This window comes from Nonomuraea sp. JJY05, assembly GCF_043496855.1.
Taxonomy (GTDB): domain Bacteria; phylum Actinomycetota; class Actinomycetes; order Streptosporangiales; family Streptosporangiaceae; genus Nonomuraea.
The window spans coordinates 237587-263956 of sequence record NZ_JBIEIS010000013.1 but is presented as its reverse complement, the minus strand read 5'-3'; the positions used below and the strand labels follow the sequence as shown (position 1 = coordinate 263956).

The following is a 26370-nucleotide window of genomic DNA, read 5'->3' as shown; positions in this document are numbered from 1 at the left end:
CACTGTTCACGGCTTACTGGATCGCAGGTGTCAGGCCCCCAGGCGGCTCACAGTAGCGGCCGCAACAGTTCCACGTTCAGCATCCTGGGAGTGTCGCAGAAAGGTGCGACAAATCAGCGGCGTGACCGATGTGCACATACGGCTGGTCGGCCGACGGGACTGCGGGTCAACGATCGGAGCCAGCTTGGCGAGGGCCTCGAGAAGGATGTTTGTTGCCCCGAGCCATGCCGGCCCGAGCCCACTGGAAGCCACCCGCATTGTCGCTGATCTGCAGCATGGGCGATGGAGCACTTGCTCACCGACTTCGGCCACACGTTCAACACCGCGATGGGTTCGCTCGGCGAGTGGGGCCAAGAGCTGTGGGCGTGGCATCGGATACCTCATCCGTGGGCGGACAAGCCGGACACGAAGATCGTGGCAATCCGGATGAGGGACTTACGGAGGGCGGCTTCGTCGAGGTCCGGCTCCTTATAGCCGGGGGCGTCGCGGATGCCGCCGCCGGTGTTCGTGCCGTCGTAGGTGAGCTGGATGAGGTACTCGCCAGCCAGGACGTGGACTCGGTCGGCGACGGCGAACGCTCGGTCCCCGAGACCAGTGAGGTGCTTGACGGGCGCGCTCTTGGCGTAGGCTTCGGCCTCGTTGTCGAACAGGGTCTTACGATTCCGGTAGTCGCGGTCTCCGAGGTTGTCGACGTAGATGCGCAGATCTCCGCAGCGAGGGGTGATGTCCCCACGTTGGATGACTCCGAGGCCGCAGTAGCCGCCTATCTGCACGACCCCGTCTGTCTGCCCGACCCGGTCGCGGATTTGCCAGGTGCAGGTGGTGTCGTCAGCGTCGCCGCTGCTACCCACTTCCGCGACGGAGGGGAAGAAGGCCGAGGTGACGTCGGCGGCGGAGATGGCCCCGCACAAGCCGCTGTCACTGGGGACAACGGTGCTGGGATCCTTGGCCATTTCCGCGGTGAAGACCTCGGCGACCTGGTCCGCGCCGCGGCGAAGCTTGGCTTCGGAGGGTAATTTGTCGTTGCGCTCTTCGCCCCAGGATCTGATCGAGATCAGCCAGGGCCCCTGCCGGATGTGCATATGGACGTAGCGAGAGTCGGACCGGCCGGTCCGACTCCCCGCCAGGCTGTACGCGGCGTCGCCGTGATCCGCTGCCACGGGAGGGGTGTATGTCCAGCCGAGGCCGTCCGGCTTCTCGGCCAGTTTCGCGGCGTCCGCCTTGCTCTTGTCGAACTCCTGCTTGGCGTGGTCGGTCGCGGTCTGGGTGGCAGTGCCGTAGGCCTGGACGGTTACGCTCAGCGAGCGAGAGGCGCCAGAGTACCAGTCGCAATTCCCCCAGGCATGGGTGGCGGTCGCGACATTGTTACTCCAGGCTATGTCGTTGCTGAGCGTGTCGCCGGAGACCAGGGACACCCGGAGTGCCTTGGGGACGGCCGCGCAGACCTGGCCCCCGGTGATGGGGCGTAGCCGGTCCGGGACGACGGGAGCGGGGGTCGGGCTGACGGTCGCCGCGGTGGGGGTGGGGGCCGCCGCCGGGGGAGTGACGGTGCAGGCGGCCAGTGTGGTCGCGAGCAGGAGGATAAGGGGAGTTCGCATCACAGCTACTTGAGGTCGGAGACGAAGGTCTTGGCCAGCCGCACGACGGCTGACTGCGCGACGGAGGACTCGAAGGCTGGGGCCAGGCAGCCGGGCTACCGATGATGCCGCCGCCGGTGGTCGTACCTCGGTAGGTGAATTCGAGGAGGACCTCGACCAGGACCTCGTGGCGCCGGGATCGGGCCGCACACGGCGGTGCTCACGAAGAACTCGTCCTTCTGCGGCGAATTCACCACTACACCGTTGGCGCTGAGGCACTAACCGAGGCGGTCCGCTAGTTGGGCGGCGTACAGGCTGGCGGGCTGTAGACCCGTGCTGTTGGTTCCCTCGATGTGGCCGGCGGGGATGTTGGACCACCAGTTCACGCCGGAAGCACCGCCCTTGGTGCCGATGGCGTAGTTCTGGGCGGTGGGGGGACGCTGGACGCAGGCGCGTCGGCCGCTGTCGACCGTGCAGTTCCACAGGACGCTGTGCGCCGACGACCAACCGTGGTTGGAGATGTGGCCCCTGTTGTGCAGGTTCAGCACCCACGCCTTGTCACTGAGGGTGTCGATCTCCTTGATGTTGTCGAACAGCAGCCCGTGGGTCCAGCGTTGGTGGCCGCCGCTTTCTGTGTACCCGTTCTTGTTGTAGCCGTCCGCCCACACGCATCCGGAGGTCGTGGTGGCGCCGTTGGACACGAACGCGTGGCGTGCCTGCTCCGACCACAGATCACGGAAGAGCACCTGCTGGGACAGCAGCGCGGCCTGGAAGTTGTACCTGCGCTCTCCCACCAGTTTCGATCGCGGGTGACTTGCCCGTACCGACTGGACGGTGACGCGTGTGGCCCGCCTGCACAACACCCCGGAGTAACTGAACTGCAGCAGCTGGCAGTCCTTGACCCAGGCGTCCTCTACGCCGTCGAGGATCACGCAGGACATCTGGTGGTTCTCGTCCTCCGCGGGCGGCGACCCCATGGTGACGCGAAGGTTCTCCACACCCACGTTTCTGATCAGGCCCGTCTGGGTCCACACGTGCGCGTACGACTGGCTCAACGCACGGTCGAGGTGGTTGAACACCGGCGCGCAGACCCTGATCACGTTGCCTTCGATCGCCTGGATGTAACGGTTGTAGATGATCGGCCGCGAGCCCACGGGCCACGGTTCGCCCTGGCCGCCCTTGAGGGTACCGCCGCCATCGATGGCCGCACCCCACGCCGCGGTGTGCGGATGGGTAATGATCAAATTGTCGCCCACCCTGAGGTTGGACGCGTCGGCCACCTGAAAGCTGCGGCTGCCGACCCGCACCAGACCCGTCACGATGTCGGTCCTGGTGCCCGGCTTCTGACCGTTCCAGTTGGCGACGCCCCCGCCCACCTTGATGACGGTCTCCACAGAACCGGAGCCGGTCCCGATGATCACGGTGTCCACGGCAGGATCGCCCCATTTCCCTGAGCCGCGCAGCACAACACCGCTGTGCCTCAGATACAGCGTCCCCGACACCCGGTAGGTCCCCGGCTTGAGCCGCAGCGCCCCGCGAAAGCCCGCCTCGTTGAGCGGGCGCGACGCCACCTTGTCCAGGGCCTGCTGGATGTGCGTCGTGTTGTCACCGCTGACCGGCCCGATCTCCAGCACCACGTCAACGTTCGGCAGCGCCACTCCCCCGTTGCGGTAGCCCGCCCAGCTGAAGTCGGGTATGCGGTTGCCCGCGCTGTCGACCCGGTAGGCGAGCCTCCCGTCAGAGCCCGGATAGACCAGGCGGGAGTGCCATCCCGCGCCTGTCTCGGCCGCCATGGCTTCGTCGGGAGTCAGCGCCCCCATGCCCACCGCCGCCATCGCCCCGGCGCCGCCGAGCCGGAGCACATCCCTGCGCGACCACCGGTCGCCGTCGGCCTTCATGAACAGCTGACTCTAGGGATACGCGGTATGTCCGCGGTATGTTTGCGTCGACCGACGATGTCATCAGCCCTCGTCAAGGGTCGGCTGTACCGCTTGACCTGGCAGATGTCGTAGCCGTCCGGGGTGGGTACGCGAATGTCGACGCCGCGGTCCCCCCGCGCTGGAGTGATCCGATCACCTCGCGGGTGATCCAGCAACAGCGGCGACCGGGGCGCGTGCGCAGGTCCAAGCGAAGATCAATCCGGGTTCAAGGAGACCCTCTAAGCAGCCATGTGTGCAGTACGCGGTCAATATGCGTAGCAGGACATGCTTCCCCCTGCATTGGCCCAGACACGTTCGAAGCTGGCCAGGTACGTCGCCGCTGCTGCTTCCGGTTCGACAGCGCGAAGGTGGATGACGGGAGCTTGGGCCGCAGGTGTGCCGTACGCGTGGCTGTTGACCAGCAACTCGGCGTCGGCTCGATAGATCGAGTTGTAGAGCACCGTTTGGTGGAGGCGGATCTCGGCGTTCTCGATGACGGCGAGCGGCTGGTACAGGGCCAGTGCATTCCTGACTCGGGCGGCCATGACAGTCGAGCCGATTGCCTCGTCGATGCCGCGCGTCGCCACCGCGGGGGCATCGGGATCCCCGAGCAGGACACGTACCCTCACACCCGCGCGGGCTTGATTGACCAAGAGGCGGATGATGCCGGTGTCCTCGGCGAGGAAAAGCCCGCTGTAGGTGAGGATGCCGATCTCGCGTGTGGCTGACTGGAACAGGTGTCGCCATGTGGCCCGTGGGACGGTCCAGCGGTGCGGGTAGATGGCCTGGACCTCGTCGTTGAAAGCGCGGTGCCGCGGGGTGACTTCGGGCCAGAGGTCGGCTTCCTCGACCTGGAGGAGGTCGGCGACGGCCCAGCGGTGGCGTGGGTAGGGGATGCGGCCCTTGAGCCAGCGGTGCACCGTCTTGGGGTCCACGGCGAGTGCGGTGGCGAGGTCTGTTGCCTGAAGGCGGGCGGCGGCCATCGCGTGGCGCAGGTTCTCGTTCATGGGGATCGCCTGCTCCTCTCCGGATGCCGTCCTTGCTGGGACGTTAACACGAGACGTCCCTAGACGTCCCCGAGTTGCGGTGTTCCGGCCCCCTGCTGTGGAGCGACCCTCGATCGCGAGCAGCAGATCGGACGTATCTGCAGTCAGGAGGGTGAGCATGCGGATGAGTCAGACCGTCAAGGAGCAGCAGAAGGCGTACGCGCAGCGGTTGTTGACCGAGCTGGGTAAGCGGCTGGCCGTGCGTGAGGTCGCGGCGGTGCTGGTGGTGGCCGAGGACGGGCGGCCGGCTCTCGATGTGACCGACAGCCGATGCAGGATGCGGCGGGTGTTCGTGCATCTGCCGTTCTGCTGGTTCTACTGGGGAGATCAGGGAGACGAGCGGGTGTCGTTCCTCAAGATGCCGGTCGCGGTGGACCGGATCGAGCAGGCCGCGCGGGAAGGGTGGCGCGAGGGCGAGCAGGGCGAACTCAGCATCGACCTGAACAAGATCGTCGATGCTTACCGTGGCTGACCCAGTGGCCACCGACAGGTGGCTGACCGGCGGGCAGGTCTACACACAGGTCGCCGATCGCCTTCGTGAGCAGATCGTCACTGGGGAGTTCCCGCCGGGCGGTGCGCTGCCTTCTGAGGCGCAGCTGTGCGCGAAGTTCGGTGTAGCTCGCAACACTGTACGGCGCGGCCTGGCGCTCCTGGAAGAAGAAGGGCTGATCACGACCATTCCTTCCAAGGGGCGGGTTGTGGCTGCGGTTGGCGAGCGGAGTGCGCCGTACCGCTATCTGGCGATCGCCGCAGAGTTGCGCGCCCGGATCGAACGCGGGGAGCTGCAATCCGGTAGTGCGCTGCCGAGTGAGGCGGAACTGCGACGGCGTTACGAGGCCTCGCGCAATACGGTGCGGCAGGCGCTCGCCGTGCTGGAACATGACGGTCTGGTCGTGGCCGAGCACGGACGGGGCCGCTTTGTTCGTCCTTCAGGGTAGGACGTCTTGAGACGTCCGGCTTGGCCGTCTAGATCCGCCCATGTCCGGCATGCCTATCGTGGGGAGTGTGGGACAAGCTGAATGGGCGCGCGACCTGGCCAAAGATCTCCTCGCCACGGCCCTACCACGGCGGTGGGCGCACACGCAGGGCGTCGCCGAGAGAGCAGCATCGTTGACTCCGATTCTCGGTGAGGAGACCGACACCCTGATCGCCGCGGCGTACCTGCATGACATCGGGTACGCCCCGGACCTGGTGGACACCGGGTTTCATCCGCTCGACGGAGCACGCTATCTGCGCGATGTCGTCAAGGCTGATGACACGCTGTGCCGCTTGGTCGCGCACCACTCCTGCGCGATCAATGAGGCGCTCAACCGCAACCTGTTCGACGCGCTCACGTCCGAATTCGACGAGGAACGTCCGGAGTTGATCGAGGCGCTGACCTACTGCGACATGACCACGGGCCCGGATGGCACCCATCTTGACGTCGCCGAGCGCCTGGCGGAGATTCACTCACGCTACGGCCCCGAGCATCTCGTTTCCCGCTCGATCACCGCGTCAACGCCTAGCATCCTCGCCGCCGTCAAGGCCGTGACGACTGCCTTGGTGCAACGGTCTGGCTAGCCTTGCCGGCCAGCAGGAATACCCTCGGGAAACCGCGCTTTGGATCCTGATCACCGGGGAACACCAGGCGGGCAGTTTCGACGATGCTCCGCTCACGCAGCATGCCGGAGATCATGTCCGTGGACCATCGGTAGGCCAGCGAAATGATGTGGTCGTACGGCTCGGCGAACTGCAACGGCTCGTCAGTCGCTGGGAAGGAAAGCAGCACATGACCGCCCGGGGCAAGCACGCGGGCGAACTCGTCGAATACCTCGTGCACCTGCTCAGGTGGCGTGTGAATGATCGAGTGGTGACTGAATACGCCGGCGACACTGCCGTCTGCCAGGTCCAAAGCGAACATCGAGCCGACCTCGAACCTGAGGCCGGGATGCTCCGAGCGGGCCTGTTCGATCATCCCCGGCGACAGGTCGATACCCAGCACCGGGACCCCTCGCGCGTGGAGATAGGCCGTGATGTGTCCTGGGCCGCAGCCGAGATCAGCGATCGGCCCGGCGCCCGACGCCTTCACGAGGTCGACGAACGTATCGATGAGCGCCCGATCCAACGGCTTGTCCGCCAGTTGATCGCGGAAGAACTCGGCGTACCGGACTGCCATCGCATCGTAGGCAGTACGGGTCGTGTCGAGGAACGCGGCTTCGGTCATGGAAGATCAACGTAGCCGACCCGGGTCGCTTTCAGCCGATGTACGGGAGGTGGGTTTCGGCTAGGAAGTGCTCGATCCGCATCCGCATCGACCTGTCCATCTGCAGCTCGGCGACCCGGTCACGGGGGACCCAGAGGACTTCGCGAGATTCGCTGCTCGGCCTCGGCTCGCCGCTGACGGGTCGGGCGGTGAGGACCAGAGAGAACTCTTGGCGGGCCTCGCCGTTCGACGTGTAGAGGATGACGTGCTTGGGGTCGCTGTATGTGCCGACCAGGCCGGTGATCTCGCAGAGGATGCCGGTCTCTTCCTGGGTTTCCCGTACGGCTGCCGTCGGGATCGACTCGCCAAGGTCAATCGCGCCGCCGGGAACGGCCCAATTGCCGTTGTCGCTGCGGCGGATCATCAATATCTCGCCCGCGGCGTTGGTGACGATGACGTTCACGGACGGGACCAGGCTGTTGGGCGCCGGGGCGTCGGGGTCGTTGTAGTAGTCGATCCGCTTGGCCATGGCTCAGGACCCTACTGGTCGTGCGCCGTCCCAGACGCGTTCGAAGCTCTCGGCGTAGGTGGCGACCATGTCCCCGCCGATGACCCTGCGCAGGTGCAGCACCGGCGCGTTGCCGGCGGGGACGCCGTAGACGTGGGTATTGACGAGGAATTGGTCGTCGGCGCGGTAGATCGAGTTGTACAGCACTGTGGCATGCAGCCGGAATTCGACGTTCTCCCGTTCGCGTAGGGACCGGTAGAGGACGAGGACGTTGCGGATCTTGGCGGCCATGCCGTCGTCGATGCCCTCGTCCTTGCCGCGCTGGGCCACCTCGGCGCAGTCCGGGTCGCCGAGCAGGATGCGCACCCGTACTCCGGCGTCGGCCTTCTCGCCGAACATGCGGACCATGCCGGTGTCATCAGCGAGGAACAACCCGCTGTAGACCAGCACACCGATCTCCACGGACGCGCTCGCGAACAGGCGTCCCCATACGTCCCTCGGGACGGCCCAGCGGTGCGGGTAGACGGTGACGATCTCGGACTCTGACGCTGAGGCAACTTGTTCGCGGGTCAGCGCCTCTGGCCAGAGGTAGGTCTCCTCGGTGCCGAGGTAAGAAGCCACCGCAAAGCGGTGCTTTCGGTACGGCTCCCGGCCCTTGGTGATCCACCGTTCGACCGTCTTGGGGTCAACCTGGATCGCATTGGCCAGGTCGGTGATGCTCACGCCCTTTTGTAGGAGGGCGGCGCGTAGCCGTTCGTTCGCCATATCACCTGCTCCGGGGACGTCCGGGGACCTGGACATCGTAGGCCGGACGTCTTGAACATGTCCCGTCGTGTAGTGATCTCGCCCTAACTCTCCGTCGCAATCTTGGTGTCGCAAGGCAACACCGGAACGACCGAAAGGAGAGGTGATCACCATGAATCACGACATCTACCCCGAGCCCACCTGCGCGTGTGGGGCACTGCTCAACGAAGGACGGGAACTCTGCCGCAAGTGCCGGGCCCGGGATCGCTGGCTCAGGAAGCAGACGGCCAAGCGCAAGAGCGGCAAGCGGCGCGGTGAGACCGGCCGTCCCCCGCGCGCTCCTCGCGGCCTGGCCGCGGCGGGGGTGATCTGGTCATGACCACGATCCCACTGATCATCGCCGGAGTCCTCGGCGTCACTCTGCTGGCGGGCTACACCATGGTCCTGATCGGCATCCGCCGTGAGGACAAGGCCCTGAATCTGCGTCGGCGTCCGAATGGAGCATCGGCGTCGCTAGCGCGGAAGGTTACCGGCTGCTACGCCCGGGGCGGCGTGTCGTGGACGTAGCCAACTGCTCCTCGACGCGTGAAAGCCGTTCCGAAAGGTCGCGAACGGCGGAGCGCAGTTCGGTCACCTCGCTCGCCAAGTCGCCGGCAGGTGCGGCGTCGGTGTCGCGGACGAACACTCCCTTGCCCTGCTGGCCGATCACCAGGCCCTCGTTCCGCAGGATGCCGACGGCCATCTTCACCACCGACAGCGAAGCGTCGTACTGCTCGGCGAGTTGGGCGGTGGACGGCAGAGGAGTGCCGGGCGCGAGAGAACCGCCTCGGATCTGCGCTCGGAGATCGTCGGCGATCTGGAGGTAGCCGGGCCGCCCGGTTTTCTCGACCATCGCCATCCATCACACCACGAAACCTCAACCAAGCCAACCGAGAGGACGTTGACAACTGAGCCAACTAGGTTAACTATGTTGGCTAGGACGAATAAGGAGGTCACAGCATGCGTTCCGTCCCCATCCCTGTGGATGTCAGCAAGCTCGCCATCACCTGCGTCAAGGCCCCGCGTCCGCGGGTGCTCAACCGCGACACCGGCGAGATCAAGACCGATAAGAACGGCAACACCGTCTTCGAGGTCACCGTCTCGGTAGAGGACGAGTTCGGCCGGATCGAACTCGTCAAGATCGCCACCACCGGAGAACCGCCCATCAACGTCGGCGATCAGGTCAACCCGGTCGGCCTGCTCGGCTACGTCTGGGAGATCGCCGGCCGGTGGGGCATCAGCTACCGTGCCTCGGCCCTCCTCCCCGTGCGGGAGAGCGCCGATGCGTGACGCGCTCGTCCTGCTCACAGTCCTGGCCGCTGTCGCGGTCGGGCTGTGGGCCTGGCGCCGCTGGCACCATCAATCGTTCTGGCTGGTGGTCGGTTACCCGATCATCGCCCTGTCCGTACTCGCGTCCTGGCGACGGGTCGCCCTCGGCTGCGGGCTGACAAAGAAGCGGCAACGCTTCTGGTTCACCACTGTGCCGGGCATGGTCGCCTCCACCGGCGTCGTACGGGTCAAGCGCCGCTTTCAGCGCATCGCGGTGGACACCAAGCCGTTCATGTGGCTGCCGTTGCCGACCCGGCACGGCTGGCGCGTCACCCTGCACACGCTGGAAGGCCAGACACCAGGCGACTACGCTGACGCCGCCGAACGCCTGGCGCACTCCTGGGGCGTGCACGCCATCCGCGCCTCCTCACCCCGGCCCGGGCGAGTGGTGCTGATGGCCACCATGCGCGACCCGCTGGTCAAGGTCGATCACCTGCCCGCCTCGACGGACCTGCTCAAGGTCACCGTGGGACGGCTGGAGAACGGCAAGCCGTGGACCATCGACTTCCGGACCGTGCCGCACTGGCTAAACGCTGGCGCGACCCAGTCCGGCAAGTCGAACCTCGCCAACGCCCTGATCGTCGGGCTGTCTCCACAACCCGTCGCCTTGGTCGGCTTCGACCTCAAGGGCGGGGTCGAGTTCACGCCCTATGGCCCGCGCCTGTCCGCGCTGGCCACCTCGCGCGCCGAGACGGTCACGCTGCTGGATGACCTCGTCGGCCTGATGGTCGATCGGATGGGCCTGTGCCGCCAGGCAGGTGCCCGCAACATCTGGCAGCTCCCGCCCGGCATCCGCCCTACCCCGATCGTCGTCCTGGTCGATGAGCTGGCCGAGCTGTACCTGATGGCCGACAAGAGCGAGAAGGACGAGATCGCCAAGACCTCGACCGCGCTGCTACGGGTCGCGCAGCTCGGGCGGGCGTTCGGCATCTACCTGTTCTGCTGCGGCCAACGCATCGGTTCCGATCTCGGCCCCGGCGTCACCGCCCTCCGGGCTCAGTGCTCGGGCCGGATCTGCCACCGGGTCAACGACCCGGAGACCGCCACCATGACCCTCGGAGACCTCGACCCGGCCGCCCTGGTCTCCGCCCGCGCCATCCCTGCCGAGACACCCGGCGTCGCCATCGTCGCCGGCCAGGACGGCCAGTGGTACCGCGCCCGCTCTTTCTACGTCACCGAGCAGGCAGCCGAACACGCCGCCCGTACCTACGCCGACCTCGCCCCGGCCTGGGACGAGATCACCAGCCACCTACCCGAGTCCATCAACGCCTGAAGGGAGAGGACGATGCGACGCTTGGCCTGCTGGCTGCTGGACACCGGCCCGGTTCTCGTCCTGGCCATCATCGCCGGTGCCGGATCGTTCACCCACATCCGCGACACCGCCGCCGAGCACGGCCAGACCGGCTGGATGTCCTGGGCCATCGCCGTCTGCATCGACCTGACCTGTGTCATGGCCGCCCGCGAACGCCAACGCGACAAGAAGACAGCCCGGGTGCCGCGCGGCCTGGTCTCGTGGCCCGTCCTGGTCCTGGTCGGCGGCATCGTCCTGTCGCTGGCCGCCAACCTCGCCCAAGCCGCCCCGACCGTATGGGGCTGGATCACCGCCGCCACCCCGGCGGGCGCCTTCCTGCTCGCCGTCTCGATGCTCGAACGTCGCGCATCTCACGCCCGTCCCGAAACAACGGAGATCCCGGAAGCCTCGTCCTCGCCCGTCCTGACCCCGTCCGCCGTCCCGGAACTCGTCCCCACCGACGAGCTGGACGAGGACGACCGCCAGGACGAACAGGAGGACCGTCCCGCACCGGCACTCGTCGACTACGCCCGCCGTGTCGCCGACGAACACCAGGCCAAGCACGGCAAACCCATCACCCGCGACGCCCTGCGCGCCCACCTGGGCGTGTCCAACCAACTCGCCTCGGACCTGCTCCGCACCCTGCGCACCGCCTAACACAGAAGGGAGATCACCCATGACCCGCAACCGCCGCACTGACCTCATCAAAGGCTTGCTCGACCTGGCCGCCTTCCTGGAGGCACACCCCGAGGTGCCCGTCTCCTCTCACGTCGTCGTCCACCACTTCCCCGAGTACGACAGCGACGCCGACATGCGCGCCGAGATCGACCAGATCGCCTCGCACGTCGGCTCCCGCATCGACTTCCAGGACTCCCCGTACGGCCACTACGCCACCACGGTCTGCTTCGGGCCGGTGGAGTACCGGGCCGTGGCCGTCCTGACCGCCGCCCGTGCCCTCCACGCCGCCGAACGAAGCTACTCCGGCTGCATCCAGCCCGACCCGAAACCCACCACCTGATCAGCAGGAGAAACGACCATGCGCATCCGCCTCGACGGCACCCGCGCCGAAGTCATCGACGCCCTGTTCCGCCTACGCCTGAACTTCACCGTCACCGACGTCTCACGCCTCTACCCCGACCGCGCCAAACCCTCCCACTGGCGCATCTACCTCACCACCACACCACGCCCGAGGAGGTGAACAGCCCTTGATCGAAGTCATCCACTACCGCTGCTGCACCTGCACCGGAACCGGCCTCGACAACGACCGCAACCGCTGCCGCGACTGCGACGGCACCGGCATCGACAACCACGGCGCCTAGCGCGCAGCGCCCCCGGCCTGGCCGCACATCCGCCAAGACGACTGCCAGGTCGGGGGCCATCCCCTCACCCGAACGAGCGAAAGGAGGCTTCCATCTTGCCTGCATGCACCACCAACCCGCACGCCCTTGCGGGCGTGATCGCCCGACTGAACGCCCCAGACTACGACCGGTGGGCCGCCCAGATCCGCGCTACCGGCGGCTGCCGCCAGCCCATCCACCTACGCGGCAAGGTCGACCACTACGACCGTGCCACCGGCCAACTCCTGCACCGCTATACCACCCGCCACGAACCCGACGGCATCCTCCGCCTGCCCTGCAAGACGCGCCGCGCCTCCCGCTGCCCGGCCTGCGCCGAGATCTACCGCGCCGACACCTACCACCTCATCCGCGCGGGCCTGATCGGCGGCAAGGGCGTGCCCGAGAGCGTCACCGGCCATCCCACGCTGTTCGTCACCCTCACCGCGCCCAGTTTTGGAACGGTCCACAGTCGACGTGAGCAAAACGGCAAGGTCCTGCCCTGCCACACCCGCCGCAACGCCGAAACCTGCCCACACGGCCGCGTCATGTCCTGCACGGCCAAGCACAGCCCCGACGATCCCCACCTTGGTGAGCCGCTGTGCCCGGACTGCTACGACTACACCGGCTCGGTCCTGTTCAACGCCCTGGCACCACTGCTGTGGAAGCGCTTCGCCGACTCCCTGCGCCGCCGCATGGCCAAGCTCGGCGGCCTGACCCTTAAGGACCTCCGCGAACACCTGACGGTCTCCTTCGCCAAGGTCGCCGAATACCAGCGCCGCGGCGTTGTCCACTTCCACGCCGTCATCCGCCTCGACGGCCCCGGCGGTCCTGCCGCGCCGCCACCGCCCTGGGCCACCACCGATGCCCTGACGCAAGCCGTACGACACGCCGCCCAGGTCGTCAGCGCCCTCGTGCCCGCCATCGACGACCAACCCGCCCGCCTTCTCAAGTGGGGCCAACAGCTCGACATCCGCCCGATCACGCTGAACGGCGACCTCACCGAACAAGCCGTCGCCGGCTACATCGCGAAATACGCAACAAAGGCAGCCGAATGCGTCGGCACCCTTGACCGCCGCATCAACCCCCTCGACAACCTCGACGCCCTCAACCTCCGCGAACACCCAAAACGCCTGATCACCGAATGCCTGCGCCTCGCCGCCATCGAGGACCTGTCCGAACTCCGCCTTGCCAACTGGGCCCACATGCTCGGGTTCCGCGGGCACTTCTCCACCCGGTCCCGCCGCTACTCCACCACTCTTGGCGAACTCCGCGCCGCCCGCGAGCAGCACGCCCGCGACCACGAGATCACCACGGGCTGCCTGCCCCTCTTCGAGGAAGACACCGTCCTGGTCATCAGCGAATGGACCTACGCAGGCAAGGGCTACAGCCTCGGAGATCAAATCCTCGCCGCAGCAATCACGGGAACTCACATCCCGGACATGGCGGGTGATGCCCGATGAGCCGCTGTGACGAACTGCTGACCGTCGCGCAGGTCCTTACCGAGTTGGGCGGGGTCTCCCGTCGCACCTTCTACCGCTGGCGCGAGCTCGGCCGTGCGCCGGTCTGCATCCAACTGCCCAACCTCGAACTCCGCGTCTGGCGGAGCGATCTCATGACCTGGCTCGACTCGCGGCGGGAGGCGAAGTGAAGACCACCTACGACGTGAAGCTCGGCCAGATCCAGCTGCGCACCCACCGCGGCACGCCCGCCTACATCGCCCGCTGGCGAGTCGCCAGCGTGCAGAAGTCAAAGAGCTTCCGAACCAAAGGGCTGGCCAACGCATTTATGTCGGATCTCCGGCAGGCGGCCAAGGCAGGGGAGGAATTCGACGTCGCCACCGGTCTGCCGGTATCGATGCTCGCGCCCACGGCTTCCGGGCCGTCGTTCCTGGAGTTCGCCCAGGCGTACGTGCTTCGGCGCTGGAACACCTCGGCGGCCCGGACCCGCGAGACGGACGCGTACGCGCTCTTGACCTTGATCCCTGCTCTGGCGGCCGATGCGCCGCGCCGTCCGTCGGCTGAGGAACTCCGCGAGGTGCTCAAGCTTCACGTTCTCCTGCCGGAGAGCAGGCGGGCCGAGCTGACGACGGCTCAAGCTGCGGCGTTGAGCTGGCTGGAGAGAGCGTCTCTGCCGCTGGCGGCGCTGGGGGAGGCGCACATCCTCCGTACGGCTCTCGACGCCATCTCGGTCACCTTCGCCGGTGCTCCAGCGGGAGCGAACACGGTACGGCGCAAGCGTGCCATCCTGCATCACCTGCTGGAGCACGCGGTCGAGCAGAAGGTGTTCAGCAGTAACCCACTGGACGAGATCAAATGGACGGCACCCAAGGCCGTCACGGTCATCGATCCCCGCACCGTCGTCAACCCGACCCAAGCACGGCAACTCCTCGACGCCATCCCCCAGGTGGGCCGCAAGCGCGGCGTCCGGCTCAAGGCGCTGTTCGCCTGCATCTACTACGCTGCCCTCCGACCGGAGGAGGCAGCCGACCTACGGCTGAGGAACTGCACGCTGCCCGAGACAGGCTGGGGCCTGATCGTCCTGGAGAAAGCACGACCCCAGGGAACGAAGCGCTGGACCAACTCCGGCCAGACCCACGAGTCGCGCAGCCTAAAGCACCGCGCGGACAAAGAGACACGAGAGATCCCTATCCCGCCCGTCCTGGTCGCAATGCTCCGCGAGCACATCGCCGAGTACGGCACCGCCAAGGACGGCAGGATCTTCCGCACCGGCACCGGCGGCTCCTACTCCAGCTCGGCCTACTCCTACGTCTGGCAGGAAGCCCGCAAACTCGCGTTCGCCCCGGAACAGGTGGCCTCGTCTCTGGCCGCTCGCCCGTACGACCTGCGCCACGCTGCGGTTTCGCTCTGGCTGAACGCGGGCGTCCCGGCCCCCGAGGTCGCCAAACGTGCAGGTCACAGCGTTGACGTCCTGCTGCGGGTGTACGCCAAGTGCATTGATGGCCAGCAAGATCACATCAACGGAAAGATCAATAACGCCTTGGACGCATAGGTCACGCTTATCCACCTTCGGCCCCGGCCCGACCGGGGCCAATTTACTTCGCGCGGCTCGCCACGCCGCCTCGTTCCCGCCAAACGCCGCCACGCTGCGCCACCCTGGCATGCACGCGCAGCGAGAGAGGAGGACCATGCACGAAGACCACGACCACTCCGCCCCGTCACCAGAAGAGCTCCGCCCGCTGCGGCGACCACCGTACGGCATGCCGCTCACGCCTCGGCGCCACACCGCGTCCGACTCCCTTCCTTGGAGAACGTACGCAACCCCAGCTCCGCCAAAGACATCGACCATGCGAAACCGGGATCGCCTGACCCGGCCGGCGCTTATCGCAGGCCTCCTGGCGTGCGCAGGATTCGGCATCTGGTCGAGTACATGGGGCGCTGACAGCGCCTCACCTCCAACGGATCCCGCCTCCATGCCGACGCCTCGTCTGAGCGGTGCGGGGCGGTCGATCGTGCTCACCTCGCCTGTGTCGTCTTCCGCGCCTCGTACGCCGCCGCCCTCGGCTACGCCCAGCTCAGGTCCCAAGGTGTCGGAGGACACGGCGACACCGTCGGGGAACCGTCAACGATCAGCGCCCTCCACTGCCCGGCGTAAGCGCCCTGAGAACGTCCCGGCGCCCCCTCGCAGGAAGACCACGATTCGTGTTGATCGTGGGGAAGATCCCAGGCGTATCGACCGGGAAGACAGCAGCAAGAAGCAAGCAGTCCCGCTGATCGCCGCAAAGTGTGACGAATTGTTCCCACCTTCCCGCCCTGAGTCCCGCGTCCGCAATCGCGCATGTCACCTGATTTACGGATAGCGCGTCAGCGGCAAGCAACGGAGGTCCAGGAGAAGGGGAGCTACGGGCCCGGATGGACGCAGTGCTGAGCGCTTGCACTCCAGGACGGTCAGGCCATGCCTGGGCTCCGGCCCAGCAAAGTCACGGTTTCGCCGATATTGCGACCAGATGGGTCGCAATGCCGATTTAGAGTCATCCGCTACCAAGCGAGTGCAATTCCGGTTGTTTATAGTGATGCGTGGGGCGTTGGCTGGTGTGCTTGACTTCTGCCTGTAACCCACACCCGCTGGGAGGGTTCATGGGGGAGTTCGTTGGGATCGACCCCGGCGGGGCGGAACAGCTGGTACGCCTGATGGCTACCGGCAAGAACGTCCTGGGCCGCACACGGCCAGGGCTCGAAGAGGCCATCGCCGAGGCGGGTGCGTCGTGGACCGGCCAGCAAGGCGTGGCCGCCATGCATCGCTCCTGGGCGTTCTTCGATGACACGCAGCGGGATCTTAAATGGCGCGTGGACACGCTCAAGCAGATGGTCCCAAGCTCGGGAAATGGCTTGTTGGGCGGGTCATTCACGTTCAACAGCGAGACGGAGGCCGCTCGGCAGGGTAAAGCCGATGGGCAGGCCATCGCCGAGGCGCTCAGACGGCATGAAATTGAGAATTCGCCGGACAGCTGGCGTAGCGTGACCGCGGCCACGACGGCAACGAAAGGGAAACTGGGCGATCCTGCCTACTCGGCTGCCTTGCTAGCCGATATCGGACCGGATAAATTCCGCGCGCTGTTCATTCAATGGATGAAGAAAGGGCGCCATGCCACAGACAAAGGGCTTTCGCCCGAGTTGCTCCGGCAAGGGAGGGAGACCCTCGGGCCGCTGGCCGAGGCATACGCCAATGCTGAACGTGCAGGGAGACTGGGCGAAGAGTGGCGTGAGAAGTTCATGGAGAAAACCCCGCCCGGTGTGTTGACCGCGCTTGTCGCGATGTCTAAGCCGTCCCCCAGGCTGCTCAACCAAGTGGCGATGCGAGTGCTTGGTCGTCCGCTTAACGCCGACCTTCCAACTAGCGAGAACTGGAACCTGAACATACTGCTAGATGCCTACGAGGCCGATCCGCAGGCTCTGCAAACGCTGCTGGCCGAGAACAAGGACGCCGCGGGCTGGTTACTGCATCCGCAGCGCGTCCGAATGAGCGGCATTCGCGGACTCGAGGAAAAACTGGCGGGCGTGCTGGACAAGGCGTTGAAACCCGGCGCGGGTGATGCCCGCGTACGCGAGCGAGTCTGGCTGAACATCATCAGCGGTATGGGTGCCGCGAATAGTCCCTGGGGCGGCGGACGATGGGGCACATTCCATGACTCGCCGGTCAGCCGAGCGTTGGCAAAAAACGTGGCCCCGTACCTCGACGAGCTCGCGCGTGGCCAGGCCAAGCGTGACAACCCGGATCTGAAGGCGGTGCATCCAAGGCCGCCGTGGGACGATCTCGACGCCGAAGCCGCTTCCCGGTTCATAGGAGTGCTGATGCAGGACAAGGACGCGGCGAAGACGTTGTTGAAGGCAGCACAGCACTACACATCAACCTTGGACATCGGCCGGTTCCGGCCGTTCGGTGACGAGAAGATACAGGATGAATACACCAAACGTGAGGCACTCGCTGGCGCGGCAGCGAATCTATTGCTGAGCGGTTCGGCGTATGCGGAGTGGTCCGATGACGAGTACGCAGACTTTGTCGCTACTGTCGTTACGCTACCGATTGATTGGCTTTCTAACAAGTTTTGGCCTATTCAGAGCGCCACCGCAGCAACTGCCCGAGACGCTGGTCTAGATGCATCCAAAGACTCCATCAAGGAGAGCATCAAGAATTACCTCGATGGGAAAACTACAAACACCCCGTCAACCCTCGCTGACGAGCTGGTCAAAAAACTCGCTGCTTGGGTGAATGAATCGCTTGAGGAACACAACCAGAAAGAGCTAACAGATTCTCAACGGAATCAGACGGAGATGGCGTTGCGCGGGCGGCTCTACGACGCGTTGGAAAAGGCGCTGGAGGCGCGAGGAGGCTGACAATGACTATTCCCAATCAAGGCCAGCTGTTCAGGCAGGCCGCCGATAAGGAGTTACTCGCCAGCACGCTTACGAGATACGCCGAAGAGTTGGAAGGAGTCTTCTCGGGCACACTGGCGAAGCCTCAGGATGCTCACGCGTTCTGGAAAGGGCCGGCAGCAGACCGCTTCGCTACTCAGGCCGTCCAGTTAGGTCGCGAGATCGGAAACCTCGCGGAGGACTGCAGATCGACCGCTCACCGTCTTCGTAATCAGGCTCAGACCCTCCGGAACGAGGCGGCTCAGCTGCCGACATAACAACCCCGATCACCCGCCGCGCTCATAGCAACTTGTCTTGCCGACGATCATGATGTTCGGCTGTTGCCCGTTGCGCACCGTCGCCAGGAACGTGAGCCCAGTCTTCGGGTTATGCAGGACGATCGCATCCAGATCCTCGTCCTTCAAATCAAGATCGCCCACAATGGTCTGGTAGCCCCGCGCAGCTAGTACTCCGCGGATCAGACTTACCGCCGTGCCCGGTGAATGCACGTAGGGCGGACCTGTCAGATTGCCTTGCGCTCGAAAGAATCGCTGGACCTGGCCTTTCACACACCCCACTTCGCTTTCCTGGTCGGCTCTTTCCGTCGCAGTTGCCGATCCCGTGGCAGCTAACTCCCTGGAGCTCAGTAGTTTGTCGCCGTCCGCGACGAGCTGTTTCGTGGCCTCTTCCAAGGTGGGCTTGCCGGGATCCCCTGTGCATCCCGTCACAAGCCCGAGGGAGACGAGTGCCGCGGCGACAGACAGTCGGCGAATATCTGGGCGCACGCCCCGGACACTACCTAACCCCCACTTCCACGTACAGCTTGTATGCCTGCTACGTACTGAAAAACGGCCATCCGGCCGGAACTGAGCGGGTGGAGCCGGAGCGCTTCGTTCACTCCGCCGCGTCATCCTCAACGCTGTTCGCGTGGCGGCGGCCCTCTGCGCCAAGCTCAAGTGGGACATATAGGACTATTGTTCCCTAACTGACATGAGTAGGGCGAGAACGGGTATCGACCACAGTGACCGTTACCAGATGGGATCGTCGATGATGACAGCCGGCCTCGGTGCATGCGGCCAGTTAATATCCATGTGTACGCCGCTACCGATGTCCACCACAGCCATAAGCGCAGCAAGGCTGAAGCGGATACCGGCTTCCCTGCATACATCCTCGACGAGCAGAAGATCTTCATCGATGGGGTCGTGCGCGATTGGCCGGTCGCCGTGAGGGAATTCCCTCCATGTCAGTCGGATTTCACCGTCGATAGCATACGTGAGCTTATGCTTATAGAGTATAGAGGTAATGCTCCATACTCGTTCGTCTTTCTCGCTGAGCTCACGCAGGACCGAAGGCTCGTCGACCCCACCTTCCTGGCTTTGGAAGAGGAAATACCCCTCTTTTTGTCTGTCTACCGATGCGACCGATCTGGGAATAAATAGATCTGCGCCTGACGCGACGTTAACCTCTTCCTCGATGCTGGCTTCGGCGGATCGTGACAGTCTCGCGCCGATCTCCTCTACGGAGGGAGGCAGGGTGCCGGTGCGGGCCACCGTCCAGTGGAATCCGTCCTGCATCCACGCGTGCTCGTCCAATAGTCGCTCATAGTGGTTGATTACTTGGAGGGACATGGCCTTCTCCTTGCATACTTTCGTGGTGGGCGGGAAACAGTGCCGCCCGGCAGAACTGTCGTAAACGAATTGAGCACGTCCTGGCCGGGCAGCATTGTGGTCTCAGCTAAATTAGTTGGCCACCGAAGGGATGCCGCAAAGCTGCTCCCGCGTTGGTTTCGGATCGCTGGACGACGGGGGTACGAACCTGTTGGAGAACTTATCGCCGAACAATACTCTGTCGGCATGATAGTAGCGTTTGAGGTAGAGGCCAGCCAGGCCGTTATGGGTGTCCCGAATGGGACAGAATGACCACATATTCGAGTTTGGTGCACCGGTGCGTTCGCGAGTCGATGCGAATGGATACTCGTCGCACTGCTTCGGATAGTCGCCTGACGACGCATACCCAGGCCACATCCGGTTGCATTTCGTATTAGTGGCGTCCTGATTCAAGGCCGCCTGTTTCTTGGTTTCTTTATGCAGATATCCGGTACTGGGTGAACCGCTGATATCGCACCCGCCGAGGCTCTTTCCTGGGATATCCGGCCATGTCTGTCCGTCGGGATCCACGCAGGCGTTCCAGTAGTGCTGATAGGCCTGTGTAATATCCCATTCCTTTGTCCCGGCCTTATTTGTGACCTTTGGCTGCCACTTGACGGCGGATTTGGTTTTGTAGAATACGCAACCGCCCGCTTCGTAGTCGTTGTCTGATGCACTGTCGCAGCGGATAATAGTACCGGTGATCCACCGGTCTGCGTTGGTGACGTACTTGTAGCGGGTTGTTGTGGGCCAGTTCGGGAAGTTGGCATATGCCTTGATGCTGGTGAAGCTCACGAGCTCGTCGTTGGGTACATATTCCTTGGCGCCGTTGGCTCCGTCGAGCCATTCGGTTATGCGCTTCTTTGATGCCTTGTCGTGTGGGCATCTGAATCGGAAGGTAGCGTGTCCATCGACGATCCAACTGCTGATGAGACGGGTTTGTCGATTATCAACCGTCTGGCCGCCCCGGGATGTGACGTGTTCGCACCGTGTCTTGTTGCCGATGTCCATCCCGAGAGTCATCGTCCTGCCAGGCGGCAACGAGTAGGGATTGTGGTTGTACACGTACGCTTCGATCACGATGTCGCGGGCCGTGTCGCCTTTGCTTTGGTCTCGCCCTTCGACGCCGTTGAAGGTGTAGCCGATGAGCATGACGTCGGCCATGTACCTCTCGAAAGGGCCGCCCTTTTCGTAGAAGGCTTCTAGTCTGCCCATCTGGCACCAGCTGAAACGGTTCATGATCCAGCCTTGTCCGCGCCCGGAAAGGTTCGCTCTTGCCGCACACTTCTCCGGCGTCATGCGATCGAACATGCCGGCGGCGTTCGGCGGGACGTTCTGCGGATCCGGAAGCCCCACGGCCGTGCTTGCCTTCATCTGCTTGATATTCAATGGGGGTTCGCCGCTGCAGGCTCCAAGATCTTTCCAGGCAGCGTGGACGCCCGGTTCCTGGCCACGTGTGGTGTTCTGTGTGGCCTCCCACATGTGTCCCTCCCACGTGACCTTCTCGCCTACGTAGTAGGGGGCGAACACACTCCATGAGTAGGCTGTGCACGGCGGGTCCGTGGGCGGTTGTCCTGAGCAAGCTCCGAGGTCCTCCCATGAGGCGCTCGTCGTCGGCTCGACGCCCGCGTCAACCCACTCGCCGATAACCTCCCAGGTGTGACCTTGATAGGTGACGCTGTCGCCGTACTCGTATTCCAGGGCCGCATTCCAGGCGGGAGCGGTGCAGGCAGGAGTCGGGTCCGGGTTGGGCTCGCCACTGCAGGGTCCGAGATCTTCCCAGAAGCTCAGCTCGCTTCCCGGCACGCCGAGATATCCGGACGCCTGCGCTTCCCAGAGGTGTCCTTCGTAGGACACCCTGTCGCCATACGTGTAGGACTTGGATCGCTCGAAGGAGGGCGCCGTGCTGCAGGCCGGGATGTCCTTCGCCGTGGTGAATGTCCATGAGTAGGCTCCGGACATCGCATTGCCTGCGGCATCCGTCGCGCCACTCACCTCCGCCGCGTATGCCGTCTCGTTCGCCAGCGGCTGGTTAGGCGTGAACGTCCAACCTGCGGACGTGTGATTGGCGGCCACAGCTCCCGCCACAGCTGTTCCTGCCGAATCCTTCACGACGAGTTGGACGTTGTTCACTTCCTCATCGAAGAGCACTGATAGAGCCGTGGTGGAGCCGTCCGTGGCGTCCTTAACCGGATCGGTCCTGATGACAGTCGGAGGAGCGGTGTCCGGGGCAGGGTTGTCCACGATGGGATCATCCTCGACTGCTTCTTGCATAGTGATCTCTTGGACATCGGTGGAGGCTTCCCTTTCCTCTACGGCCTGTTCGTCGGTGACATCATCCGCAACGGGCTCCGTTTCAGTCGCCTGGCCCAGGTCGGGATTGTCGGCGATCGCCTCGGCCGCAGCCCGGTCCGTAATTCCCGGTTCGTCCGGGGCGAACCAGCCCACCACGCCAACCTCTGGATCGGGCGCTTCGTATTCGACGAACAGCACGGGGCCGCGGCCGTCGATCCCGGACCATTCGCTGCTGAGGAATTCACGGAAGTTCGAGGTGCCGCTGCTGTCGCCGTAGGCCGCGATCTGCAGGCCGTAGTTGGGGGAGCCACTTGCCCAGGCTCGCACGATGTCCTCGATTGAGTAATACAGCTCCTGCGAAGGGCTCGAGCAGTTTATGTAAGTACCGCCGGCCTTCCTGATGCGGCCCACGCCGCCGCCCTTGACCTCTTCCCCGGTGATGGTGACGGACGGCTGCCGGTCCCAGCGCAGGTTAACTGAACTGGAAGAGTCCAGTGCCCAGTTGCTGGTGACCCGCCGCACGGCCATCCGGGGCGTGTCGTTGGGGCCGCCGCAGTGCGTGGTGATGTAGTTCCACGGCCGCACGTCGGCATTCAGGATCGGCAGACCGTACCAGGGAGCGTTGGTCAGGTCGTACTTCAGGTAGGCGCGGTAGATGTAGTACGTGCTGCCCGTTTCCCCGTCGAAGTTATTGCGGCCGGCCAGGAGGGCGTCCATGTACTGCTGGCCAGTGCCCACTGTGAATCGCGAGTCGTTGCTGACGAAGGTGTCCGTCGGAAACCCGGCTCCGTACCACGGGGTGGGGTTGCCCAGCAGCGTGACCGGGTAGGTCGTCGCCGGATCCGCCAGGAAGGCGGCGTCCGGATTGTAGACGAGGTCGTCCCCGTCGAGCGCGGTGTCGACTCTGCTGATCTTCCCGACGGCGGCCGACTCGGTCGCTTTCGCGTCCAGCATGACGGCTGGGGTGATGTCGGCGACCTTCTTGCCGTCGTCGAGCACCTCTGCCCGACCGGACTTGCTGCGGTATTTCAGGCCGGCGCCTGGATCGACCGAGACACGCAACGTGAGCCGCTCAGCGGGCCGTTGCCTGATGACGATCTTCTGCCGGATGCCCGCCGCTGTGACCTGTAGCACGAGGTCGATGCCCTCACCGTAGGCATCGGCATATGTTGCGGTGTTGCCGGACAGGAGCGGAGTGGACAATTTGGCGGTAGCCGCTAGCTGTGTCTGCCCTTCAGAGGTTTTGATCCGCAGCAGACCGGTGTCGCCTCCCGCAGACAGCCTCACCTCATCTTTGAGCGCTTTCGGTTTGACGATGTCGCCAATCCGGATCAGGGTCGTATCGATCGCCTGCCAATCCCCATTGCCCTTCTTGAAGCGTATGGGCGTCGGGAAAACGTACGTACCAACCGTTTTGCCGTCCGGGTTGGCTACGGTAGTCATGTTTTCGGTGTGCAGGCTGGGGATCTCGACCTGCTTGCCCTGCTTCTTAGCCTCGGCTTTGGCTGCATCAACGGCGCTGAGGGTCGAGAGCGCGCCTGTGGGAGTGGGGGTGGGGGATGGCGTCGGGCCCTGGGCCGTGGCGGGTGCTGCCACCAGTGTGATGGGTAACACCAGCGCGGAGATCAGGGCGGCGCGGCGGCGCGCCCGGGGGCATAAGCCGGACGCTGATCGTGATGTGGTCACTCGCATCCTTTCGAACGAAAGTACGCAAACGGAGTGATCATCACATGGGTGAAGGTAAAAGTAAAGATCGTTTTTGTATCGGGGAAGATTCATTCCGTAAGGGGTTTTCGCTGGTCAAGGAGCATCCATTCGGACGTCCGCGATCACGTGCCCGGTGACAGTGGCGGCAATCCCTGACTTCAGTGCCCGACATGACGGTGAGGGCCATCGCTGCCGCAGCCATCCTTGTCGGGCATTTCGCCGGATCGCTTGGCCGCTCTCGCGATCGCACCCGGGAACATGTGCGGGATGATCTTAGGAAGGGGGTTTCGCCGGGTTGCCTGCAGGTTCTGGGCGCTCGACTAAACCCCGCCTACCCCATATCGCAGGGCGCGGGCAGGAGTGCTAACGAATTCCTGAGCGACCTGGGTAAACACGGTCAAGATCATCCCCCGTATGTCCCCAGATCATGGTCCTGCGGCTGCATACGGGTGCTCTCGCTGGCCTACCAGGGGCTTGGCAAGCAGAAGACCTGCGGCAGAGAAACCGCAGGTCAGAGGCAGAAATACCTGGTGGAGAGTACATGGAGATGAGTGCCCCCGGCAGGATTCGAACCTGCGGCACCCGCTTTAGGAGAGCGGTGCTCTATCCCCTGAGCTACGGAGGCGGACTCTCGTAAGCCTAGCGAAAGTCTGGCACTGCGTGGGACGTGGAGGCGGGGTGAGTTTGGTGGGGTTGGTTATGGGTGCTCTGAGCTGCGGTAAAGGCATGACAAGTGGTCGGAATCTTGTGGATCCGGCGTGGATAGCGTCTGCCTGTGACCAGGAGGCGATGCAAGCAGGCGCGGCGGCGGCCTGTCGTGTTGTTCGGGGCGTTGTTGGCGCCGGCGATCCTTGCTGGGGGGTTGTTGGCTGGGGAGATGCGGGGGTTTGAGGGGAGTGTCCCGGCGGTGGTTCGGGAGCGGGTCGTGCGGGTGGGGTTTGGGCCGGTGGTGATGCGGGCCCCGGCGCATCCGGATCGGCTGTACGAGGGGGATGTGCCGGCTCCTGTGCGGGTGGTGAGCCGGCCTCGGGCTGTTGTCCCGGCGGCGCCGCCTGTCGAGGAGGTGGAGCCTGGGGTGGAGGAGCCCGTTACGCCGGCTCCGGTGCGGACTCAGACTCAGGTCGGGTGTTCGGGGGAGTGGGTGGACACCTGGTTGTGGGATCTGTGTCGCGAGGAGGAGGAAGGGGTGGGGTTGAGGGTGGGTGGGAGTTTGGTGCCTGGCATCTGAAAGGCCCTGTTTGGGTGGCGGGATCTGGCTGGTTGTGGGGGGTGGGCGGACAGAGTGCGCTTTTTGTCTCATAACAGCTCTCCGGAGTTCGGTCCGGGCACTCGGGGTGCTGTAGTAACGTGCGTGCCTGACCCAGGTAACGAGTTTGCAAACGGAGGAGTCGAACGTGCCAGCCCCTCGATCAGCGGGTCTGATCGCGGTAGTCATGGCGGTGGCTTCTCTTTTCGTGCCTTCCGGGCAGGGGCGCGCTCAGGCGCAGATCGCGCAGAAGCAGGAGCGGCAGGCTCCGGGCGACCTGGCGGAGCTGCGCAAAGAGGCCGAGCGGTCGGCCAAGGAACTCGAGGACGCCACCAAGGCCTTGGAGAAGCGGCGGTCGGACATCGCCTCCTCCGAGCGGCAGCTGAAGACCAAGCTGGCGGCTCTGCAGGGGCTGGAGCAACGGGTCGCGGTGATGCGGCAGCCGGTGTCGCAGATGGCCGAGCTGCTGTATGAGCAGCCGATCATGGCGGACGGGATCGTGCCGTTCCTGTCCGGGACCGCGAATGAGACCACCCTGCGGGCGCTCAGCGACGTGAACCAGATCGTCTCCGTACGGCAGCAGGCCGTCGAGCAGACCAGCGCGCTGTACAAGCAGGCCGAGGGGCTGGCCTCGGAGGCGCAGGAACTGCGGGCGGGCAATCTGCTGGCCGAGGCGCAGCTGGCCGCCGAGGTGGACACGCTCCGGCAGCGTTCCGACAAGATCGTGAAGTCGTTGACCGCCGCGCTCGTGAAGATGGGCATCAAGATCGACAAGGTCGGGCGGGCGGCGCTGGGCTGCAACCCGTTGCGGGCGGCGACGGCCAACGACTACCCCAACGGGCTGATTCCGAAGAGCATGCTCTGTCCGTTGCAGCAGAAGGGTTTCAGCCTGAGGGCCGACGCCACCATCGCGTTCGTGAGCCTGAACGAGGCCTACCGGAAGCGGTTCGGGAAGAACATGTGCGTCACCGACGCCTATCGGAGCCTGGCCGAGCAGCAGTCGGTCTACTACCGGCGGCCGGGGTTCGCCGCCGTGCCGGGGCGGAGCAACCACGGGCTCGGGCTGGCCGTGGACCTGTGTGGAGGGGTGGAGAGGTCCGGGTCGGCGGAGTTCGTCTGGATGGAGAAGAACTCGAAGAGGTACGGGTGGTTCCATCCCGCCTGGGCCTACACCGGCCCGTTCGAGCCATGGCACTGGGAGTACGATCCCAAGATCGATTCGCTGCTCTAGTCGCCCCTATGCGACCTGTGAGCTGCAGAAGGCGCAGCGGGAGGCGGCCTTGGGGATTTCCGACAGGCATTCGGGGCAGTCGCGGGTCTTCGACCCCATCTTGAGGGCACTGCGGTCTTTGAGGTGCGTGTACGGCTTCACCAGCAGGTAGTAGACCACCGTGGCGATCATCAGGAACGAGATGATGGCGTTGACGAAGTTGCCGTACATGAAGTTGGATCGGCCGACCGTGACCTTGAGTGAGGAGAAGTCGGGCAGACCGCCGAACGCCGAGATCAGCGGGGTGAGGAGGTCGGCCACGAATGACTGCACGATCGAGTTGAAGGCCGCCCCGATGACGACCGCCACGGCCAGGTCGATGACGTTCCCCTGCATGAGGAACCTCTTGAATCCGCTCATGAGA

The 26370-nt window shown here is 64.8% G+C and carries 25 protein-coding genes and 1 tRNA gene; 14 read left to right on the top strand and 12 right to left on the bottom strand.

Features of this window, described 5'->3' with window-relative positions; genetic code table 11:
• Positions 1-380: 380 nt before the first annotated feature.
• From ACFKCF_RS22800 to ACFKCF_RS22790, 3 genes are all read right to left on the bottom strand, one after another.
• Complete coding sequence (locus ACFKCF_RS22800; RefSeq protein ID WP_394496418.1) at positions 381-1415, bottom strand: hypothetical protein; 1035 nt, start codon at positions 1413-1415, stop codon at positions 381-383.
• A gap of 440 nt (positions 1416-1855) precedes the next feature.
• Positions 1856-3475 carry a hypothetical protein gene (locus ACFKCF_RS22795; RefSeq protein ID WP_394496417.1) on the bottom strand — a complete coding sequence of 540 codons (1620 nt, stop codon included), beginning with the start codon at positions 3473-3475 and terminating at the stop codon, positions 1856-1858.
• Between the two features lie 287 nt (positions 3476-3762).
• Positions 3763-4503: an XRE family transcriptional regulator gene (locus ACFKCF_RS22790; protein ID WP_394496415.1), complete on the bottom strand. Its 741-nt coding sequence runs from the start codon at positions 4501-4503 to the stop codon at positions 3763-3765.
• 157 nt (positions 4504-4660) lie between these two features.
• On the opposite strand from ACFKCF_RS22790, the gene ACFKCF_RS22785 reads away from it, so the two are divergent.
• The 3 genes from ACFKCF_RS22785 (at position 4661) to ACFKCF_RS22775 (ending at position 6102) form a co-directional block, all read left to right on the top strand.
• Positions 4661-5014: a hypothetical protein gene (locus ACFKCF_RS22785; RefSeq protein ID WP_394496414.1), complete on the top strand. Its 354-nt coding sequence runs from the start codon at positions 4661-4663 to the stop codon at positions 5012-5014.
• 4 nt (positions 5015-5018) lie between these two features.
• Positions 5019-5480, top strand: a complete 462-nt coding sequence (locus ACFKCF_RS22780) for a GntR family transcriptional regulator (protein WP_394496413.1) — start codon at positions 5019-5021, stop codon at positions 5478-5480.
• 67 nt (positions 5481-5547) lie between these two features.
• Positions 5548-6102, top strand: coding sequence for an HD domain-containing protein (locus ACFKCF_RS22775; protein WP_394496411.1), 555 nt, complete (start codon positions 5548-5550; stop codon positions 6100-6102).
• Here the strand turns inward: ACFKCF_RS22775 and ACFKCF_RS22770 are convergent.
• From ACFKCF_RS22770 to ACFKCF_RS22760, 3 genes are read right to left on the bottom strand one after another with little or no spacing between them, the layout of a single operon-like run.
• Positions 6062-6745: a class I SAM-dependent DNA methyltransferase gene (locus tag ACFKCF_RS22770; RefSeq protein ID WP_394496409.1), complete on the bottom strand. Its 684-nt coding sequence runs from the start codon at positions 6743-6745 to the stop codon at positions 6062-6064. The two genes, ACFKCF_RS22775 and ACFKCF_RS22770, sit on opposite strands and share 41 nt — an antisense overlap.
• Before the next feature lie 31 nt (positions 6746-6776).
• Positions 6777-7253, bottom strand: coding sequence for an NUDIX hydrolase (locus ACFKCF_RS22765; protein ID WP_394496408.1), 477 nt, complete (start codon positions 7251-7253; stop codon positions 6777-6779).
• Positions 7254-7256: 3 nt separating this feature from the next.
• Positions 7257-7997 carry a DUF5919 domain-containing protein gene (locus tag ACFKCF_RS22760; RefSeq protein WP_394496407.1) on the bottom strand — a complete coding sequence of 247 codons (741 nt, stop codon included), beginning with the start codon at positions 7995-7997 and terminating at the stop codon, positions 7257-7259.
• 151 nt (positions 7998-8148) lie between these two features.
• Here ACFKCF_RS22760 and ACFKCF_RS22755 point away from each other — a divergent pair, with 151 nt between their 5' ends.
• On the top strand, positions 8149-8355 hold the full coding sequence (locus ACFKCF_RS22755) for a hypothetical protein (protein ID WP_394496406.1): 207 nt from the start codon (positions 8149-8151) through the stop codon (positions 8353-8355).
• Between the two features lie 147 nt (positions 8356-8502).
• On the opposite strand, the gene ACFKCF_RS22750 is transcribed toward ACFKCF_RS22755, so the two are convergent.
• A complete protein-coding gene (locus ACFKCF_RS22750) occupies positions 8503-8874 on the bottom strand; it encodes a GntR family transcriptional regulator (RefSeq protein WP_394496404.1) in 372 nt (123 codons plus the stop codon).
• Between the two features lie 101 nt (positions 8875-8975).
• Here ACFKCF_RS22750 and ACFKCF_RS22745 point away from each other — a divergent pair, with 101 nt between their 5' ends.
• The 9 genes from ACFKCF_RS22745 to ACFKCF_RS22705 all read left to right on the top strand — a co-directional run bounded on the left by ACFKCF_RS22745 (position 8976) and on the right by ACFKCF_RS22705 (position 17824).
• Complete coding sequence (locus tag ACFKCF_RS22745; protein WP_394496402.1) at positions 8976-9305, top strand: hypothetical protein; 330 nt, start codon at positions 8976-8978, stop codon at positions 9303-9305.
• Positions 9298-10617 (top strand): FtsK/SpoIIIE domain-containing protein, encoded by a 1320-nt coding sequence (locus ACFKCF_RS22740; protein ID WP_394496401.1) that lies wholly within the window; start codon positions 9298-9300, stop codon positions 10615-10617. The genes ACFKCF_RS22745 and ACFKCF_RS22740 overlap by 8 nt, the downstream gene beginning before the upstream one ends.
• Before the next feature lie 12 nt (positions 10618-10629).
• The gene (locus ACFKCF_RS22735; protein WP_394496400.1) at positions 10630-11292 is read left to right on the top strand and encodes a DUF2637 domain-containing protein; all 663 of its coding nucleotides are present in this window, start codon (positions 10630-10632) and stop codon (positions 11290-11292) included.
• 19 nt (positions 11293-11311) lie between these two features.
• Positions 11312-11653 (top strand): hypothetical protein, encoded by a 342-nt coding sequence (locus ACFKCF_RS22730; RefSeq protein WP_394496399.1) that lies wholly within the window; start codon positions 11312-11314, stop codon positions 11651-11653.
• 18 nt (positions 11654-11671) lie between these two features.
• A complete protein-coding gene (locus ACFKCF_RS22725; protein ID WP_364124340.1) occupies positions 11672-11833 on the top strand; it encodes a hypothetical protein in 162 nt (53 codons plus the stop codon).
• A gap of 216 nt (positions 11834-12049) precedes the next feature.
• The gene (locus tag ACFKCF_RS22720; protein WP_394496397.1) at positions 12050-13432 is read left to right on the top strand and encodes a replication initiator; all 1383 of its coding nucleotides are present in this window, start codon (positions 12050-12052) and stop codon (positions 13430-13432) included.
• Positions 13429-13620 (top strand): helix-turn-helix transcriptional regulator, encoded by a 192-nt coding sequence (locus ACFKCF_RS22715; RefSeq protein WP_394496396.1) that lies wholly within the window; start codon positions 13429-13431, stop codon positions 13618-13620. Before ACFKCF_RS22720 ends, ACFKCF_RS22715 begins: the two co-directional genes overlap by 4 nt.
• Positions 13617-14981, top strand: coding sequence for a tyrosine-type recombinase/integrase (locus ACFKCF_RS22710; protein ID WP_394496394.1), 1365 nt, complete (start codon positions 13617-13619; stop codon positions 14979-14981). Before ACFKCF_RS22715 ends, ACFKCF_RS22710 begins: the two co-directional genes overlap by 4 nt.
• Positions 14982-16066: 1085 nt before the next feature.
• Positions 16067-17824, top strand: coding sequence for a hypothetical protein (locus tag ACFKCF_RS22705; RefSeq protein ID WP_394496393.1), 1758 nt, complete (start codon positions 16067-16069; stop codon positions 17822-17824).
• Between the two features lie 305 nt (positions 17825-18129).
• Here the strand turns inward: ACFKCF_RS22705 and ACFKCF_RS22700 are convergent, their stop codons facing one another.
• The 4 genes from ACFKCF_RS22700 to ACFKCF_RS22685 form a co-directional block, all read right to left on the bottom strand.
• Positions 18130-18627 (bottom strand): hypothetical protein, encoded by a 498-nt coding sequence (locus ACFKCF_RS22700; RefSeq protein WP_394496391.1) that lies wholly within the window; start codon positions 18625-18627, stop codon positions 18130-18132.
• Between the two features lie 243 nt (positions 18628-18870).
• Positions 18871-19470 carry a hypothetical protein gene (locus ACFKCF_RS22695; protein ID WP_394496389.1) on the bottom strand — a complete coding sequence of 200 codons (600 nt, stop codon included), beginning with the start codon at positions 19468-19470 and terminating at the stop codon, positions 18871-18873.
• Positions 19471-19581: 111 nt separating this feature from the next.
• Entirely contained in the window at positions 19582-23469 is a 3888-nt protein-coding gene (locus ACFKCF_RS22690) for an Ig-like domain-containing protein (RefSeq protein ID WP_394496387.1), read from the bottom strand.
• Positions 23470-24042: 573 nt separating this feature from the next.
• Positions 24043-24115: transfer RNA gene (locus tag ACFKCF_RS22685), tRNA-Arg, on the bottom strand.
• Positions 24116-24923: 808 nt separating this feature from the next.
• Between ACFKCF_RS22685 and ACFKCF_RS22680 the strand changes: the two genes are divergently transcribed.
• Positions 24924-25967 (top strand): D-alanyl-D-alanine carboxypeptidase family protein, encoded by a 1044-nt coding sequence (locus ACFKCF_RS22680; RefSeq protein ID WP_394496385.1) that lies wholly within the window; start codon positions 24924-24926, stop codon positions 25965-25967.
• Positions 25968-25973: 6 nt separating this feature from the next.
• On the opposite strand, the gene mscL is transcribed toward ACFKCF_RS22680, so the two are convergent.
• Positions 25974-26366 (bottom strand): large conductance mechanosensitive channel protein MscL, encoded by a 393-nt coding sequence (mscL, locus tag ACFKCF_RS22675; protein WP_394496383.1) that lies wholly within the window; start codon positions 26364-26366, stop codon positions 25974-25976.
• Between the last annotated feature and the right edge of the window lie 4 nt (positions 26367-26370).